Source organism: Natronomonas sp. (assembly GCF_046483325.1).
In the GTDB taxonomy this organism is placed as follows: Archaea; Halobacteriota; Halobacteria; order Halobacteriales; family Haloarculaceae; genus Natronomonas.
This window is the reverse complement of sequence record NZ_JAWODL010000038.1, coordinates 69,031-84,370: the sequence shown is the minus strand read 5'-3', so window position 1 is coordinate 84,370 and position 15,340 is coordinate 69,031. Positions and strand designations below refer to the sequence as shown.

General features: G+C 64.2%; 16 protein-coding genes. 9 read left to right on the top strand and 7 right to left on the bottom strand.

The genetic code is table 11. The annotated features are described in order from the left end of the window. The first annotated feature begins 179 nt into the window (after positions 1-179). Positions 180-458: a MarR family transcriptional regulator gene (locus tag R6U53_RS10770; protein WP_410322365.1), complete on the top strand. Its 279-nt coding sequence runs from the start codon at positions 180-182 to the stop codon at positions 456-458. A 37-nt stretch (positions 459-495) separates the two neighbouring features. Here R6U53_RS10770 and R6U53_RS10765 read toward each other — a convergent pair whose 3' ends face one another. The 3 genes from R6U53_RS10765 to citZ are packed head-to-tail and all read right to left on the bottom strand — an operon-like array spanning position 496 to position 3,747. Then, on the bottom strand, positions 496-1,641 hold the full coding sequence (locus R6U53_RS10765) for a nicotinate phosphoribosyltransferase (protein WP_410322364.1): 1,146 nt from the start codon (positions 1,639-1,641) through the stop codon (positions 496-498). Positions 1,642-1,671: 30 nt separating this feature from the next. Then, entirely contained in the window at positions 1,672-2,562 is an 891-nt protein-coding gene (rio1, locus tag R6U53_RS10760; protein ID WP_410322363.1) for a serine/threonine-protein kinase Rio1, read from the bottom strand. 48 nt (positions 2,563-2,610) lie between these two features. Further along, complete coding sequence (citZ, locus tag R6U53_RS10755) at positions 2,611-3,747, bottom strand: citrate synthase (RefSeq protein WP_410322362.1); 1,137 nt, start codon at positions 3,745-3,747, stop codon at positions 2,611-2,613. A gap of 181 nt (positions 3,748-3,928) precedes the next feature. On the opposite strand from citZ, the gene R6U53_RS10750 reads away from it, so the two are divergent. Together R6U53_RS10750 and R6U53_RS10745 are read left to right on the top strand one after the other, a co-directional pair. Continuing rightward, entirely contained in the window at positions 3,929-4,885 is a 957-nt protein-coding gene (locus R6U53_RS10750) for a succinylglutamate desuccinylase/aspartoacylase family protein (RefSeq protein WP_410322361.1), read from the top strand. 174 nt (positions 4,886-5,059) lie between these two features. Continuing rightward, positions 5,060-6,136, top strand: coding sequence for a pyridoxal-phosphate dependent enzyme (locus tag R6U53_RS10745; protein WP_410322360.1), 1,077 nt, complete (start codon positions 5,060-5,062; stop codon positions 6,134-6,136). Between the two features lie 5 nt (positions 6,137-6,141). Here the strand turns inward: R6U53_RS10745 and R6U53_RS10740 are convergent, their stop codons facing one another. Further along, on the bottom strand, positions 6,142-7,410 hold the full coding sequence (locus R6U53_RS10740; protein ID WP_410322359.1) for a DUF1743 domain-containing protein: 1,269 nt from the start codon (positions 7,408-7,410) through the stop codon (positions 6,142-6,144). A gap of 121 nt (positions 7,411-7,531) precedes the next feature. Between R6U53_RS10740 and R6U53_RS10735 the strand changes: the two genes are divergently transcribed. Then, entirely contained in the window at positions 7,532-8,494 is a 963-nt protein-coding gene (locus R6U53_RS10735) for a transcriptional regulator (protein ID WP_410322358.1), read from the top strand. 48 nt (positions 8,495-8,542) lie between these two features. Here the strand turns inward: R6U53_RS10735 and R6U53_RS10730 are convergent, their stop codons facing one another. After that, on the bottom strand, positions 8,543-9,004 hold the full coding sequence (locus R6U53_RS10730; protein ID WP_410322357.1) for a HalOD1 output domain-containing protein: 462 nt from the start codon (positions 9,002-9,004) through the stop codon (positions 8,543-8,545). Positions 9,005-9,269: 265 nt separating this feature from the next. Here R6U53_RS10730 and hemC point away from each other — a divergent pair, with 265 nt between their 5' ends. The 5 genes from hemC to R6U53_RS10705 are packed head-to-tail and all read left to right on the top strand — an operon-like array spanning position 9,270 to position 13,413. Then, positions 9,270-10,352 carry a hydroxymethylbilane synthase gene (gene hemC, locus R6U53_RS10725; protein ID WP_410322356.1) on the top strand — a complete coding sequence of 361 codons (1,083 nt, stop codon included), beginning with the start codon at positions 9,270-9,272 and terminating at the stop codon, positions 10,350-10,352. Then, a complete protein-coding gene (gene cobA / locus R6U53_RS10720; protein WP_410322355.1) occupies positions 10,349-11,122 on the top strand; it encodes a uroporphyrinogen-III C-methyltransferase in 774 nt (257 codons plus the stop codon). The genes hemC and cobA overlap by 4 nt, the downstream gene beginning before the upstream one ends. Before the next feature lie 43 nt (positions 11,123-11,165). Beyond that, positions 11,166-11,882: a uroporphyrinogen-III synthase gene (locus R6U53_RS10715; protein WP_410322354.1), complete on the top strand. Its 717-nt coding sequence runs from the start codon at positions 11,166-11,168 to the stop codon at positions 11,880-11,882. 56 nt (positions 11,883-11,938) lie between these two features. After that, complete coding sequence (locus tag R6U53_RS10710) at positions 11,939-12,937, top strand: AAA family ATPase (RefSeq protein WP_410322353.1); 999 nt, start codon at positions 11,939-11,941, stop codon at positions 12,935-12,937. Then, entirely contained in the window at positions 12,934-13,413 is a 480-nt protein-coding gene (locus R6U53_RS10705; RefSeq protein WP_410322352.1) for a dual specificity protein phosphatase family protein, read from the top strand. Before R6U53_RS10710 ends, R6U53_RS10705 begins: the two co-directional genes overlap by 4 nt. 3 nt (positions 13,414-13,416) lie before the next feature. Here R6U53_RS10705 and R6U53_RS10700 read toward each other — a convergent pair whose 3' ends face one another. Together R6U53_RS10700 and R6U53_RS10695 are read right to left on the bottom strand one after the other, a co-directional pair. Next, positions 13,417-14,364 (bottom strand): methyltransferase domain-containing protein, encoded by a 948-nt coding sequence (locus tag R6U53_RS10700; protein WP_410322441.1) that lies wholly within the window; start codon positions 14,362-14,364, stop codon positions 13,417-13,419. 106 nt (positions 14,365-14,470) lie between these two features. Continuing rightward, positions 14,471-15,265 carry a shikimate dehydrogenase gene (locus R6U53_RS10695; RefSeq protein ID WP_410322351.1) on the bottom strand — a complete coding sequence of 265 codons (795 nt, stop codon included), beginning with the start codon at positions 15,263-15,265 and terminating at the stop codon, positions 14,471-14,473. Positions 15,266-15,340: the final 75 nt, after the last annotated feature.

The following is a 15,340-nucleotide window of genomic DNA, read 5'->3' as shown; positions in this document are numbered from 1 at the left end:
TACGCCGGGATCCAGGATTCGGGTACCGGGGTATTCGTCGGCGTCCGCGTTCCCGATCGGGCGTCGAGCGACCTGTCACCACACAGTGTATAAGGGTGCATTATACACACTTGATTGTATTTATTATTTTGTTATACATATAGCGAACGTTTACGAATCCGTTTCCACCACTAGGTGATATGAGCACCATCACGGAGGACCGCTCACGCCAGGCCGAATCGCCGTTCACCGATCCGGAGTTTCGCGAGACGCTCCGGGGACTCCCGCCGAGCGCGAAGCTCGTCGCGAAGGTCCTCAACGACACGCCGCCGCTCTCGCAAGGGCAACTCGCCGAGGAGTCGTTGCTCCCGGATCGAACCGTCAGATACGCGCTCAACCGACTCGAAGAGGCGTCACTCGTCGAATCTCGGTACTCCTTTCGCGACGCCAGAAAGCAGGTGTACTTCCTCGTCGTTTGAGCCGCGACCGTTCGACCGGCTCTATCGGCGTCCCCGATTAGTTCGGCATCGATCCGCCGAACCCGACCCGTTCGGCGTCCTCCATCGCCCGCTCGGCCGCCGCGTCGATGTCGAACGCCGCGACGACATCGCCGCCGCGCACCAGGGGTTCGAGTAGGGGCGTGCCATCCGATGGCGGGTCCGCATCGGCCAACGTGACGTGGTGGCCGCCGCCGGGCGTCCGATACACCTCCTTCGTCCCCGATAGCTTGCCTCGCTTTGCCGTCGGTTCCCCCTCGATTTCGACGATGTCCAGCGCGAAATCGATCGGGTCGCCGTTCGTGATGTAACTGCCGACGCCGAACCCGTCCGCCACGTCTCCGAGTTCTCGGATCGCCTCCGGTGTTATTCCGCCGCTCACGAAGATATTGACGTCCTCGTGGCCGGCCATATCGAGTTTCCACCGCGTTTCCCGGATGATGTGTCGGAAGTCGCCGCGGCGGGAGCCGGTCGTATCGAGTCGCACGCTGTCGAAACCCATCTCGGCGGCCCGAATCGCCTCGTTGACCTCGTCATCGTAGGTGTCACAGAGCGCGATACGCGGCACGTCGGGATCGACCGCCTCGTCGAAGGCCCGCCACGCGTCCTCTTGATTTCCCGGTCCGAAACAGATCATCAACGCGTGTGGCATCGTTCCCGAGGCCGTCCGATCCATGAGATCGCCGGCCGCCACGTGCGAGAAGCCGTCGAACCCGGCGATGAGAGCGCTCCGATCGACCATCCCTGCGATAGATGGGTGGACGTGTCGCGCACCGAAGCTCAACAGCGAGGTCTCCGGGACCGCTCGTCGCGCTTTGAGCGCGGCGGTCGCCATCCCGGACGGATGAGAGAGAAAGCCGAGAACCGACGTTTCGAGGCGCGCGAACTCCAGATACGGTCCCTCGATTCGCATGACTGGGCCGCCGTCGAACAGCGTTCCCTCGGGGAGCGCGTCGGCGTCGACGTTCCGTCCTTCGAGGAGTTCGGCGACATCCGCCGTCCCCGCGAACAGCTCGAACTCCCCCGTCGGGAACTGGTCGGCGGTCACCTCGACTACTACGCGCGGGTTTTTCCCGGCGTGTTCTAACGCTTCCTCCGTGCGAAGGAAGTACGCGTCCGTCGCCCGCCCCGATCTGATGGCGGATTCCGGAACGATATCGAACATACCAGTCCATCTCGCGGCAGTTCGAAAAAGCTACGCTTCCGTATCCGTCCCGCTCGAGGGATCCGGATCCGGATCCGGTTCCGGTTCGGTAACGGCTTCGAGCAACGTCGTCGCGTCGGCGTCGAATCCCTGCCTCCCGAAGAAGGCGGCGACGTTGTGACAGTCACGTTCGAGAAACTCCCGGCTGTTCGGGTGATGGACGGTGACCGCCTGTCCCAAATCGAGTATGCAGAGCTCGCCGTCGTGGACGACGATGTTGTACTCCGAGAGGTCGCCGTGGACGAGGCCAGCGCGGTAGAGCCGCCGCATGTACTCGCGGACGACTTCGAACGCCGTCTCTGGGTTTTCGACGTCGACTTCGCTGAGCCGTTTCGCGCGGCGATTCTCTCCACCGAGATACTCCATCACGAGCACGTTCCGCTCGATCGCGATCGGCTCCGGAACGCGGACGCCCGCCCGCCGCGCGCGCTTCAGGTTCGCGAACTCTTTTTTCGTCCACGCAACGACGACTTTCTTTTTGTCGGACCCGATCCCCTCGAACCGCGGATCCCCGTCGAGGTAGTCACGCATCTGCCGGAAATCGGAGGCATTGATACGGTAGACTTTCACGGCGACTTCGCCTTCAGGCCCCAACGCAGTGTAGACGTTCGCTTCCTTGCCGGTCGAGATCGGACCGCCGAACGCGTCGATGTAGCCGTCCTGAACGAGTTTGTACAGCGCGCCGAGTGTCGCGTCGTCGAAGACCGACGCCTCGACTTTGAACTGCTCGGTGTCCTTGATCCGCTTGCGAAACTCGAGGAACTCCCGGTCCTGTTTGCGGGCGATGCGGTCGGCCTCAGTATCGGTGACGTCGATGTCCTCCCACTCGTCGCCGACCGGCTCGTCCGCGTCGAGCTCCAGCAGGCCGTACTCCTCCGTCATTCGATCCGACTACGCGCCGGTGACTGAAAGCCTCACCGATGGAGACGGCTACCGGTTTTCGATGGGCGTCACGGTCCCGTCCTTCGGGCCGACGTAGCGGGCCCGCGGTCGGATGAGCCGGTTGTCGTCGTACTGTTCGAGAACGTGAGCGATCCAGCCGCCGACGCGGCTCATCGCGAAGATCGGGGTGTAGACGTCGACCGGTATCCCCATCTGGTAGTACGTCGACGCCGAGTAGAAGTCGACGTTCGGGGCGAGTCCCTTCTCCTCGCCGAGGTACTCCTCGATCGAGACGGAGTACTCGTGCCAGTGAGGCGTTCCCGCGGCTTCACCGAGCGCCTCCGATTCCGCCGACAGGATCTTCGCGCGCGGGTCCTTGACGTTGTAGACGCGGTGGCCGAAGCCGGGGACGCGGTCGCCCGATTCGAGGCGATCTTCGACCCACCCGATCGGCTCCTTCCCCGACTCGTCGAGTTCGAGAAGCGCTTGCATCACATCTTGGTTCGCTCCGCCGTGGAGGCTCCCCGATAGTGCGCCGACTGCGGACGTGACCGCGGCGTGCAGGTCGGCGAGCGTCGAGGATGTCACCATCGCGGAGAACGTCGAGGCGTTCAGGCCGTGGTCGGCGTGCAACACGAGCGCCATATCGAACGTCTCCGCGAGGACGTCGTCCGGTTCCTCGTCGTTGAGCATGTACAGGAAGTTGCTCGCGTGGTCGAGGTTCTCATGCGGTTCGACGGGATCGTTCCCGTTCCGGATCCGCGAAAACGCGGCCAGCGCGGTCGGGATCTTCGCCGTGATGCGGCGACCCTTTCGGAGGTTCGCCGCCTCGTCGGTCGGGTCCGCGTCCGTGTCGGGATCGTATGCCGAGAGATCGGAAATGATCGTCCGAAGCGCCGCCATCGGCTCCTCGTCGGCTTCGGCGAGATCGCGGACGAGTCGCTGGACGCCGTCGTCGAGGTGGCGTTCTTTGGCCATCGACGACTTGAAATCGGATAGTTCGTCGGCCGTCGGCAGTTCACCGTGCCACAGGAGGTAGACGACTTCCTCGAAGGTCGCATTCTTTGCGAGATCGTCGATAGTGTAGCCACGATAGACCAACTCCCCGGCATCGCCGTCGATAAAACTCAACGACGATTCGGCGACTAAAACGCCCTCTAGCCCTTTTTTGAGCTCCTCGGTCATGTGCTATCGGTTTCCGTGCCCGGGAGAAAAGAGTTACCGTTTCGGTGAACGATCGTTCACTCTCGTTTCGCCGGATGCGCCGCATTTGGACAGATCCTCTCAGACCGCCGTACCGGTCGACGATCGTTCCCCTCACAGCCGATCAGTAGGTCTAATAACGGCCACCGATCCAGTATACACAATGACGACCCTCGGCACCGCGAGTGCAGCCCCCGGCGAGATAGACATTGGTCGGCTCTCGGTCGGCGAAGCACGCGACGGCTCCGAAATCGGACTCCCAGTAGCGGTGATAAACGGCCGCCGCGAGGGCAAAACGCTCTACATTCAGGCGGTGTCGGACGGGGACGAACTCAATGGACTCGGCGTCATCCGACGATTCGTCCCGCAACTGGATCCCGAGGAGCTCGCGGGGGAGATCCTCATCGTCGGCATCGCGAACTACTACGGCTTTCTGGTCGCCGAGCACCGAAACCCGATCGACGACACGAAGCTCAACCGAACGTTCCCCGGAAACCCCTCCGGGACCGCCTCGGAACGTATCTCTGCGGCGATCTTCGATTCGGTAAAACGTGCCGACCTCGCGCTCGATCTTCATCAGGGATCGACGTCGTGTATGATAAACGAGACCCGCGTCAGGTGTGGTTCTAGACACCGCCTTCACGGCGATTGTCTCGAACTGGCGAAGGTGTTTGGCTGTGGATACATCCTCGATCTCAAAGGACCCGACGGACAACTCGCGCGCGCGGCCCCGGATAAAGGTATCCCGACGGTCGACCCCGAGTTAGGCGGGGCGGTCGGCTGGGACGAAACCTCCATCCGGAAGGGCGTCAAGGGGATCTTCAACGTCCTGTATCACTACAGCTTCCTCGACGGCGAGATCACCACCGCACCGCAGACCCGCGCTTCCAGCTTCGAGCAGTACGGATCGCCGTCGGGCGGTCTCGTCAGTTTCGAAATGGATCTCGGTGACGAGGTCCAACGAGGGGACACGCTCTTCGAGATCACCGATCCGTTCGGGACGGTCAAAGCCAAAGTCACCGCAGACTCGAACGGGATCTTCTGGCGACATCGCCGGCTTCCGCAGGTCGCCACCGGGGAATACGTCTGCTCGATCGGAACGAGTATCGACCAAGTCTAGGCGAACTCTCCTCGGACGAGCGTTTATAACCGACCACGCGGCCACCGCTCCGTGTGACGTAGTGATTGGCCGGCGGCCGATCGAGGCTGTAGCGTGGGAAATCGCCGCCGGTAACGCTGGCTCATCTGTTCGCCCGACCGAAACCGATAGACGATCGGAGCCACACCGTACGGTATGACGCTCCGCTGTTCGGCGTGTGGCACGACGTACGAGGATCGCTGGCGGTGTCGTTGCGGCTCACCGCTTCGGTTCGTCGATCGACCGTGCCCGTCGACGGACGATCCGACGAACGCCCGAATCGATTCTCGTGACGGCCTGTGGGCCTTTTCGGGGTTTCTTCCGATCGATCGACACGTCTCCTTCGGAGAGGGGTACACGCCGCTCGTCGATGCCGAAGCGTGGAACGCGACGTTCAAACTCGAGTACGTCTTTCCGACCGGATCGTTCAAAGATCGCGGTGCGACGACGACACTCTCCCGCGCGGTCGACCTCGGTGTCGATCGAGTGCTGGAGGACTCGTCCGGGAACGCGGGCGCAGCGATCGCGACGTACGCGGCCCGTGCCGGCATCTCAGCCACGATCTACGTCCCAGCAGACACGAAGGCCCCCAAGCTACGAGCGATCAGCCGGGCGGGAGCCGATATCGTCCGAGTCGAGGGGAGTCGCGAGGACGTGACGGCCGCCTGTACCGACGCCGTCGAAGCCGGTGACGGGTGGTACGCGAGCCACGCGTGGAATCCCGCGTTCGCCATCGGTACTGCCACGATGGCGTATGAGATCGCCCACCAGCGCGATTGGGACGCGCCGGATGCAGTCGTGATGCCGCTCGGACACGGGACGATGTTCCTCGGTGCGTATCGAGGCTTTCGCACCCTGCTCGATACGGGCTGGATCGACCGGCTGCCGAAACTCCTCGGCGCGCAGGCGGCCGGATACGCGCCGGTCGTCGAGGCCATCCGGGGGACGAAGGCGGCGGCCGGCGACAACGACGCAGCCGACGGCATTCGAATCCGCGACCCGGCCCAGATGGATGCGCTCGTGGGCGCGATCGACGATTCCGATGGTGACGCGATCGCGATCTCCGAAACCGCGGTCCGGACGGAACTCGATCGGCTACACGAGTCCGGATTCTACGTCGAACCGACCTGCGCGGTCGCGCCGGCCGCCCTTCGAGAGTACCGCCGCCTCGGCGTCCTCGAACCGGACACCGAGGTCATCGTTCCACTCTCCGGAAGCGGTCTGAAAACGTAGTCTCACTACCGTTCCGGATGCGTCTGGGCGTCGAATCCCCCTCGGACGAGGGGTTTGGCGATGTGTCGTCGCGCCCCCGGTGGGACTTCGTACCACCCTCGCTCGAGAGCACGATGGAGGGGTTCGTCGGTTTTCCCGCTGGCAGACGTTCCACACCTCCGACACCGATAGCCCTGTCCACGACCGGCGGATTTCATCCGTCGATTACACGCCGAACACGTCGGAGTGACGGGTTCGGTTTCGACTCGATCCCGAACGGCGATCTTTTCGAGCTTAAGCGTTCCGTCGCTCACCTCACCACAGACGGTGAGCACGTCACCGACGCGAAGGTCGCGAACGTGGTCCCGAAATCGCTTGGTCGGCTCGAAGGCGACACAATCGATCGTTGCCCGATCGTCGGAGAGTTCGAAGAACACGTGACCGCCGCGGCGCGTCTCGGGCCCGGACGTAACTGTTCCATCGAGCCGGTAGGCGTATCCCGTTCGCACTGAAGAGACAGTTCCTTCTCGAAGATGGCCGTCGGTCCCTTGGTTCGTGACGAACGTTCGCTCGTAATCGATCGGCTCACTCTCGATCCGTTTCGAGACTAACCGGCAGCCTTCCGGGCTGTCGCCTCGGATACCGTACAGAACCGGCCCCGGTGTCCGCGGCACGCAGACCGCCTCCCCGGTTCCCCGATCGACCGTGTCCCACACGACTGGATAACACGTATCCGCCGCGTCGAAGACGCTCTCCGGATCCACGGTTCGTTCGGTTCCCCAGCGTCCGGGTTCCCGATACGTGATGTGTTCGTACGTCCAATCGTCCAGAGCACGCCACGCGCCGATCGCGGCGAGCGCACCGATGAGTCCCCGTCCATTTTTCCACCCGTGGGATTCGTATCCGGCTCGGTCGAGAATGGATCGTGCGCCGTCGCGCGTGTGGTGATCGGTGATCGCTTCGCGCGAAAAGGAGACGACCTCCTCGGGGACGTAATCGGGGTCGCCCGGCGAGACGATGAGACCGGGATTCGTCCGATCGTCGGCGGCTTCGGCGAGCTCATCGATCACCCGCCAAGCGATATCGAACGCCTCGTCAGCTGGCGTTTGCGCGTGAATCGCGAGTGCCGCGTTCCCTCGCGTTTTATGTTCGACGGCCGGATTGCACCGAACCAACAGGAGACGCTCGATCGTCGCGGACTGATCGGCGAGCCGTCGGGCGATCGTATCGGCGACGTACGTCGTGCACATCCCGCGTTCTCGGGAGTCCGTGTCGTCAATCCCGATGATAGTCACTGTTCTCCAGTACGTCGTCGCCCAGTAACGGCGTTTCGGTCCGACCTTCCGGCACCGAAGGGACACGAATACCCGGATTTCGGGGAAACACATTTAACGTGGAAAACACTTACATACCTCTATGTCCCGATCCGCACTGGTCGGTAACATCACCGCGATGTTCGAGGATGCAGGCTTTACGGTGAGTGACCGGTGTGCGATCCGCCCGAAAAGCTTCGATATCGCCGCGAGACGGGGCAACGATGTGCTCTTGCTCAAAGTGCTCGCGAATATCGATGCGTTTGACGGATACACCGGTGCCGAGATGCGCAGGCTGGGTGAGTATCTCGATGCGACACCGATCGTCATCGGCCTTCGGACGCGCGATGAGGAACTGAATCCGGGCGTCGTCTACTTCAGACACGGCGTTCCGGTGTTCTCGCCCGATACCGCGATGGATCTCTTTATCGAAGAGGTTCCGCCGTTGATTTACGCGGCGCCTGGCGGGCTCTACGTCAACATCGACGGTGACCTCCTCTCGAACATCCGGACCGAACACGACATGTCTCTCGGGAAGTTGGCGAACGAACTCGGCGTCTCCCGTCGAACCGTCTCGAAGTACGAGGACGGGATGAACGCGAGCGTCGAAGTCGCGGCCCAACTCGAGGAGCTGTTCGACAGACCGTTGGCCAGCCCCGTCGAAGTCCTCGACGGTGCTCAGGATGTCCGTGATACGGCCGACGAGCCGGATGAACCGGAGGCCAACCCCGACGACGCCGACATCGTCACAGTGCTCACCCGCGTGGGCTTCGAGGTTCACCCGACCTCTCGGGCACCGTTCAAGACGGTCAGCGAGGACGAATCCCGGGAGCGAACGATGCTCACCGGCCACTCGGATTTCAACCGAACCGCCGAAAAGCGCGCGCGGATCATGTCCTCGGTCGGTCACGTGACGCGAACGCGCTCCGTGTACGTCGTCGACCGCATCGGCGGCGAAGAGTCCGTCGGCGGGACCGCACTCATCGAACGCGAGGAGTTCGAGCGAATCGACGATCCGGAGGAACTCGAGAACCTGATCCGCGACCGCGGCGAAGTCGAAGCGTAGCCGAGCCTCTCGGTCTTTTCGATCGGTTTTTGACTCACGTGGGATCGATCACTTGTCGACGAGAACCGAGCCGTCGGCGCGGGCCGTGATCTCGTATCCGCAGTATTGGAACCGGACGTATCTGCGCGCGTCGTCGTCCGCTGATTGGAGCAACTCATCGAGTATCTCCGGATCGATAGTGCCGTACAGCGACGGCAGATCGGTTACCTCGACGCCCTCGCACACCGCGACGGCCCCCACGATCGTCCCCACGAAATCATCGGACTCGTCGACCCGAAACATCGATCGCTGGCCGATCCGCCTTATCTCGATATTCCAACTGCCCCGACGCTCGCTTCCCGCGACAGGCCAACTACCGCGTATGTCGACGCCGTTCGAACTGGCTTCGGTGACGAGCGCCTGAAGTTTCTCGTGAAATCCGTCCTTGGTGGTCACTTCGTGAGCGTCGGATTCACTTACCCGTTCGTTGTGCGCTCTCTCACGTTCGTTATCGTCATCGCTTGTCGTCACGACTGTCGCCTCCGCTGTTCGAGTGTGGGTCCGCGAACGCTTCGTCGACGGGCCGATGAAACTCTATAGAGCATGTGTGGGGACCCCGGTGTGCGTACTGCGGAGCTTCCAGCGGTTTCGTTCCACTCTACGGGTGGCACTCGGAATGAATATATGTATTGACTTCCCCGAATTTACTATCCCAATATATGGTTTATAAACCTACGTCCGGTTCCCTCCCGCGAAAGCCGAAGGGCGTTTCAACCGCCGCGACCGAAACGTTGGTATGACAGAGACGATCAGGCTTGCCACCCGGGGTTCTGACCTCGCCATACGGCAGGCACAGCGGGTCTCCGACGCCCTCGGTACCCGCCGCCGGGAGATAGAACTCATCGAGGTCCAAACGACCGGTGATGCCGTCCGTGACGAGTTGATCCACCGGCTCGGGACGACGGGTGCGTTCGTCCGGAGCCTCGACGAAAAGGTGTTGAGCGGCGACGTCGATGCCGCCGTTCACTCGATGAAGGACATGCCAACCGAGTTTCCTTCGGACCTCGTCGTCGCAGGGATTCCGGAGCGCGCTGCACCGGGCGACGTTCTCCTCACGCCGGACGGGACGGACGTTTTCGCCCTCCCACGGGGGTCGACGATCGGCACGTCGAGCCTGCGCCGTAAGGCGCAACTGCTCGCGGCGCGGCCGGACCTCCAGGTCGAACCGCTCCGGGGAAACGTGGATACGCGCGTTCAAAAGCTCCTCACGCCGAGTCTACAGGCTGAACACGAGCGGCGACTCGAAGTGGCCGAGGAGAACGGTGAGGACGATGGGGACGGTGGGAACGAGGATGCTTACGACCGATCTCCCGACGAGTGGTTCGACGGCCTCGCGGAGTTCGAACGTCGGGCGCTCGGTCGCGATGTCGAAACTGAATTCGACGGAATCGTTCTCGCCGAGGCTGGTTTGGATCGAATCGGGCTGCTCGATGCCGTCGAATACAGTCGTCTTCCGAACCCCTTCGTCTCCGCGCCGGGACAGGGTGCGCTGGCCGTGACCGCACGCGATGGGGACCTCGCATCGACGATTCGAGACGTCCTCGATCATCCGCGGACGCGGGTCGAAACCACCGTCGAGCGGACGATTCTCGGGACGCTTGGTGGCGGGTGCGTCGCGCCGATCGGGATCTACGCGATAGTGCAGGGTGCGTTCGTCCAGACTCGCGTTCGCGTCCTCTCGCAGGACGGCACCGAGGAGATCGACATGGCTCGGGATCTCCCGATCGAGAACCACCCCGAAGCCGCCGTCGAATTCGCGGACGAGCTCGCGAGCGAGGGTGCGGCGGATCTCATCGAGCGCGCGCGGAGGGACGGATGACCGCAACGGTGTATCTCGTCGGGAGCGGCCCCGGGGATCCGGAACTGTTGACGGTCAAGGCCAAGCGACTCATCGAGGCGGCCGACGTGGTTCTCCACGACAAACTCCCGGGACCGGGGATTCTCGAATCGATTCCCGGGGCGAAACGGGAGGACGTCGGCAAGCGGGCAGGCGGGGAGTGGACGCCTCAGGAGTACACGAATCGGCGGCTCGTCGAACTCGCGAACGACGGTAAAACCGTGGTCCGGCTCAAGGGTGGCGATCCGTTCGTCTTCGGTCGCGGCGGCGAGGAGGCCGAACACTTGGCCGAACACGGGATCCCCTTCGAGTACGTACCCGGCGTGACGAGCGCCATCGCGGGTCCGGGCGTCGCCGGTATCCCCGTCACCCATCGGGAGCACGCTTCGTCCGTCTCGTTCGTCACGGGCCACGAGGACCCGACGAAGGACGAGTCGGCGATCGACTGGGGGGCGCTCGCAGCGACGGGTGGTACCCTCGTCGTGTTGATGGGCGTCGGAAAACTACCGCTGTACACCGATGAGCTATCCGCCGCCGGTATGGCTCCCGAGACGCCGGTCGCCCTGATCGAGCGGGCGACGTGGCCCGACCAGCGGGTCGCCCTCGGAACGCTCGAAACGATCGTCGAGGTCCGCGACGAGGCCGGGATCGAACCCCCTGCTATCACTGTTATCGGCGATGTCGCGGCCACGAGAGCACGTGTCGTCGAGTTTCTGCGAAACGGTGTCGGTCCGGAGGCCGATCAGAAATGAACCACATACCGATATATCAAATCAAGCGAATTGGGGGAGGCGCATGAACCGAGTCGCCCTCTTCCGACCCGACGACGGTCGCGCCGAGTCAGCGTCCGCACTCCTCCGCGATCTGGGGGCGGAGCCGCTTCCCGACCCGATGTTGGCCGTCGAACCGACCGGGGAGGCGCCGCGGGCGGACGCCGCTATCACGGTTTTGACGAGCAAGACCGGTGCGGAACTCGTCGCCGAGGCCGACTGGAGGCCCGGCGGTGAACTGGTAGCCATCGGGGCGCCAACCGCCGAGGCGCTGGAAGCCCTGGGATACACTGTCAATCGGCTCCCCTCGGAGTTCTCGTCGTCCGGTCTCGTCGCCGAACTCGCCACCGACGCGCCCGGCACACCCATCGAAGTCGCGCGTTCTGACCACGGCTCCGACGTCCTCACCGACGGCCTGAACGACGCGGGCGCGTACGTCCACGAAACCGTCTTGTACCGCTTGGTTCGCCCCGGCGAAGCGGGCGAATCGACCGTCGCCGCCGCGAACGGTGATCTAGCGGCTGCCTGTTTCACCTCCTCGCTGACGGTCGAACACTTCCTCGCGGCAGCCGATGAACGCGGCGTTCGAGGGGCGGCGATCGACGGACTGAACGGCGCCGTCGTCGGCGCGATCGGCGAGCCGACCAGAGAGACCGCCGAGACGCTCGGAATCGACGTCGATGTCGTCCCGCAGACAGCCCAGTTCGACGCGCTCGCCGAGGCCGTCGTCGACCGACTGTAGGTCATTCGATCGAACGCGAAAGGAGGGCTTTTGCCGACCCGGAGCGATTCCCACGCATGGACGGGCCGCTTTGGACGGACGTACACGCTCCCGACCGCTCTGAACTTCCACAACCGGAGGTTCGAGACCACCTCTCGCGGGCGGTCTCTGAGCCGATGAACCTCGTCGTGTTCGGTCCCCCCGGAGTCGGCAAGACGGCCGCGATCCGCGCGCTCGCACGGGAAACACACGCCGATCCCGACAACGACTTCGTCGTGATCAACGTCGCGGATTTCTTCGACCGAACCAAAACGGAGATCAAAAACGACGAGCGGTTCGCCGGATTTCTGCAGGGGCGATCGGCCCTCTCGAAGCGCGACATGATCAGTCACGTACTGAAAGAACAAGCCGCTTACCGCCCGGTCTCCGGCGACTTTCGGACCATCCTACTCGACAATGCCGAGGCGATCCGTGAAGACTTCCAGCAGGCGTTGCGCCGGGTGATGGAGCAACACTACGAGGCGACGCAGTTCGTCATCGCCACCCGCCAGCCGTCGAAGCTCATCCCGCCGATCGAGTCGCGCTGTTTCCCTATCGCGATGCGGGCCCCGACGCACGCGGAGACTGTCGAGGTGCTCGATCGGATCGTCTCCCGCGAGCAGGTCGAGTCTGACGACGACGGCCTCGAGTACGTCGCCGGCTACGGCGACGGCAACCTCCGGAAAGCGATCCTGGGCGCGCAAACTGCTGCCGAGCAAGTGGGCGCGGTGACGATGGACGCCGCCTACGACGCCCTGGGGGGTATCGGTATGCGCGATCGGCTGGAGGCGATCCTCGCGGCGGCCGACGACGGCGAGTTCAAGGAGGCCCGGAGCGGACTCGACGAGTTGATTTACGACGAGGGGTACGACGGCGAAGAGATCCTGAGCGAACTGCTCGCCGCCGCACGCGGTCGATACAGCGGCGACGCGCTCGCTCGCGTCCACGCGCTGGCGGGCGAAATCGAGTTCGAATTGACTCGGGGCACGTCCGATCGCGTTCATCTCGGTCGGCTGCTCGCGGAGCTGAATCGATGACGAACTTCGGCCGTATCGCGCCCTCGGAGCCGGTCTTCGGCGTCTGTCGCCCGGGTCACCTCGGTGAGAGCCTCGGCGAGTGGACCGCGACGCTCTCGACGGGGGACGTCGGTCGGGTCGTCTGTCTGCTCTCGGAGTCGGAGGCGCGACGGTACCGGCTGCCCGACGCCTACGCCGACCGCTTCGAGACAGTTCACGCGCCGATTCGCGACAGACATCTCCCCGACGTGGAAACGCTCGAAACGGCTCTCGATGCGATCCGAACGGCCGAGTCGAACGGCACCCGCTGTGTCCTTCACTGCAACGCCGGACTCGGCCGCACCGGCGTCGTCGGGGCCGCGTGGCTGACGAGAGATCGCGGCTACGAACCGGTCTCGGCGATCCAAACGGTCGAAACCGCAGGGCGGTCCCCGCGGGAGGCGGTTCGGTGCGGAAACGCCACGGAGGACGATCTGATCGAGCTGCTCGACGGATGACGGCTATCCGAGGACATGTACGTACCGAATCAACGAGGCGTGCACCCGCCGATCGAACCGGTCCGTGACCGTCCACCCAGCCGCTTCCGCGGCGTCGTTCCACGGTCGATCGCCCACGAGAACTGTCCGCGAGGCGACGCGTCGAACCTCCCCGAGCGCGTCGCCGACGAGCCTCTCCAGCGATTCGCCCTCGATCCTCGATTGACGACCGTAGGGGGCGTCGAAGACCGCGCCGTCGAAACTCCCGCCGGCGAACGGGAGCCGCGTCGCGTCGCCTCGGACGACCGTGCCGCGATCGAGATACTCGTCGAAGTTCCGGCGGGCACCTCGAACCATCTTCTCCTGTGCGTCGACGCCGACGACCGTCGCGCCGACTAGTCCCGCCTCGACGAGGATTCCGCCGGTTCCACACATCGGATCGAGTATCCGTTTTCCGGGGCCGGCACCGCAGATGTTCGAGAGCGCGCGGGCGTCCATCGAGTCCATGCTTCCGGGTTGGAAGAATGGTTTATCGGTCGGTTTGCGCGTCGAGAAGTCGCGGACCGTCTCGGTTTCGAGCCACCCCAACGCGGCCACGTCCTCGGAGAAGAAGGCGAGGAGCGTCCGGTCGGGATCGTCGAGGTCAACGCTGAATCCGCGATCGACGAGCACGCTCCCGAGTCGACGCTCGACGGCTTGGGTGTCGATCCCCGTCAGGCCGCGCACGTCGCGGGCTCGGACCGCCACGCTTCCGGTCGGATCGATCGCCGCGGCCCGAAGTACGGCGACTGCGGTTTCGATTTCGGGATCGCAGGTCCCGACCAGTCGGCAGATGCGACGGGTGTACGCGAGGGCGTCGGGCCGATCGACGCCCCGGGCGGTGGCGAGCCCGGGCGCTATCGGTTCGACGGCCGAACAGCGGCTCTCGGCCTCCCGAACCGCGAAGGGGTCCGAATCACCCGCCAACTCCAACAGATACACGTCCGAAGGTGTCCGTCCGTGGAAGTTAAGCGGCCCGGTCGGACCCGCTGGCGTTACCCTCGTGGGGGAAATCCACGGCTTTCGGCGTGGGAGAATGTCAGAGTGCGTTCCGCAACGCCTCATCCATCGCGTCGACGGGCGCGTCCCGCCCCGTCCATATCTCGAACGCCTCGACGCCCTGAAACAGTAGCATCCACGCGCCGTCGATGGTCGTCGCTCCGATCGCGCGCGCGTCTGTGAGGAGCCGGGTGTCGATCGGCGCGTAGACGGCGTCGAGCACCGCGAGATCCGAGTGAAGCGCCGCCTTCGGTACCGGCGTCTCGTCCGATTCCATGCCGACGCTCGTTGCGTTAACGAGCACGTCGGCGTCGGCCAGCACCGCGTCGAGATCGTCAAGGTCGCCCGAACTCGCGTTCGGGACCGCCGCACCGAGCGCCTCGGCGCGTTCGACGGTTCGGTTCGCGATGTGGACGTCCATCCCCGCATCGGCGAGCGCGAACGCCGCCGCACGCCCGGCACCCCCCGCCCCGACGACGACCGCTCGTCCGGAAAGCGTCACATCGTGATGTTCGAACGATCGGACGACGCCGGCGGCGTCGGTGTTATATCCCGTCGGCTCGCCGCCGAACGCGACGGTGTTGACCGCGCCGATGCGTTCGGCGAGCGGATCGGGGTCGACGACCTCCGCGACGTCCCGTTTGAACGGGATGGTCACGTTCAACCCGGTGATCCCGAGCGCGTCAGCGCCGTCGATGGCGCGAGCGATCGACCCCTGGTCGGGCTCGAACGTCACGTAGCGAGCGTCCATCCCGTACTCCTCGTAGGCCGCCTCGTGCATGGGTGGCGACACCGAGTGTCCGACCGGATTGCCGATGAGGCCGAAGACTTGCATACGCGAGTGACCCAGCGAGCGAGCAAAAGGATTCCGCGATTCGGCTCTCGTCGCGATCGTCTTCGTCCGTCTAGG

Coding starts and splice junctions, on each gene's coding strand:
- R6U53_RS10770 (WP_410322365.1), top strand. CDS start 180: ATGAGCACCATCACGGAGGACCGCTCACGCCAGGCCGAATCGCCGTTC.
- R6U53_RS10765 (WP_410322364.1), bottom strand. CDS start 1,641: ATGTTCGATATCGTTCCGGAATCCGCCATCAGATCGGGGCGGGCGACG.
- rio1 (WP_410322363.1), bottom strand. CDS start 2,562: ATGACGGAGGAGTACGGCCTGCTGGAGCTCGACGCGGACGAGCCGGTC.
- citZ (WP_410322362.1), bottom strand. CDS start 3,747: ATGACCGAGGAGCTCAAAAAAGGGCTAGAGGGCGTTTTAGTCGCCGAA.
- R6U53_RS10750 (WP_410322361.1), top strand. CDS start 3,929: ATGACGACCCTCGGCACCGCGAGTGCAGCCCCCGGCGAGATAGACATT.
- R6U53_RS10745 (WP_410322360.1), top strand. CDS start 5,060: ATGACGCTCCGCTGTTCGGCGTGTGGCACGACGTACGAGGATCGCTGG.
- R6U53_RS10735 (WP_410322358.1), top strand. CDS start 7,532: ATGTCCCGATCCGCACTGGTCGGTAACATCACCGCGATGTTCGAGGAT.
- hemC (WP_410322356.1), top strand. CDS start 9,270: ATGACAGAGACGATCAGGCTTGCCACCCGGGGTTCTGACCTCGCCATA.
- cobA (WP_410322355.1), top strand. CDS start 10,349: ATGACCGCAACGGTGTATCTCGTCGGGAGCGGCCCCGGGGATCCGGAA.
- R6U53_RS10715 (WP_410322354.1), top strand. CDS start 11,166: ATGAACCGAGTCGCCCTCTTCCGACCCGACGACGGTCGCGCCGAGTCA.
- R6U53_RS10710 (WP_410322353.1), top strand. CDS start 11,939: ATGGACGGGCCGCTTTGGACGGACGTACACGCTCCCGACCGCTCTGAA.
- R6U53_RS10705 (WP_410322352.1), top strand. CDS start 12,934: ATGACGAACTTCGGCCGTATCGCGCCCTCGGAGCCGGTCTTCGGCGTC.
- R6U53_RS10695 (WP_410322351.1), bottom strand. CDS start 15,265: ATGCAAGTCTTCGGCCTCATCGGCAATCCGGTCGGACACTCGGTGTCG.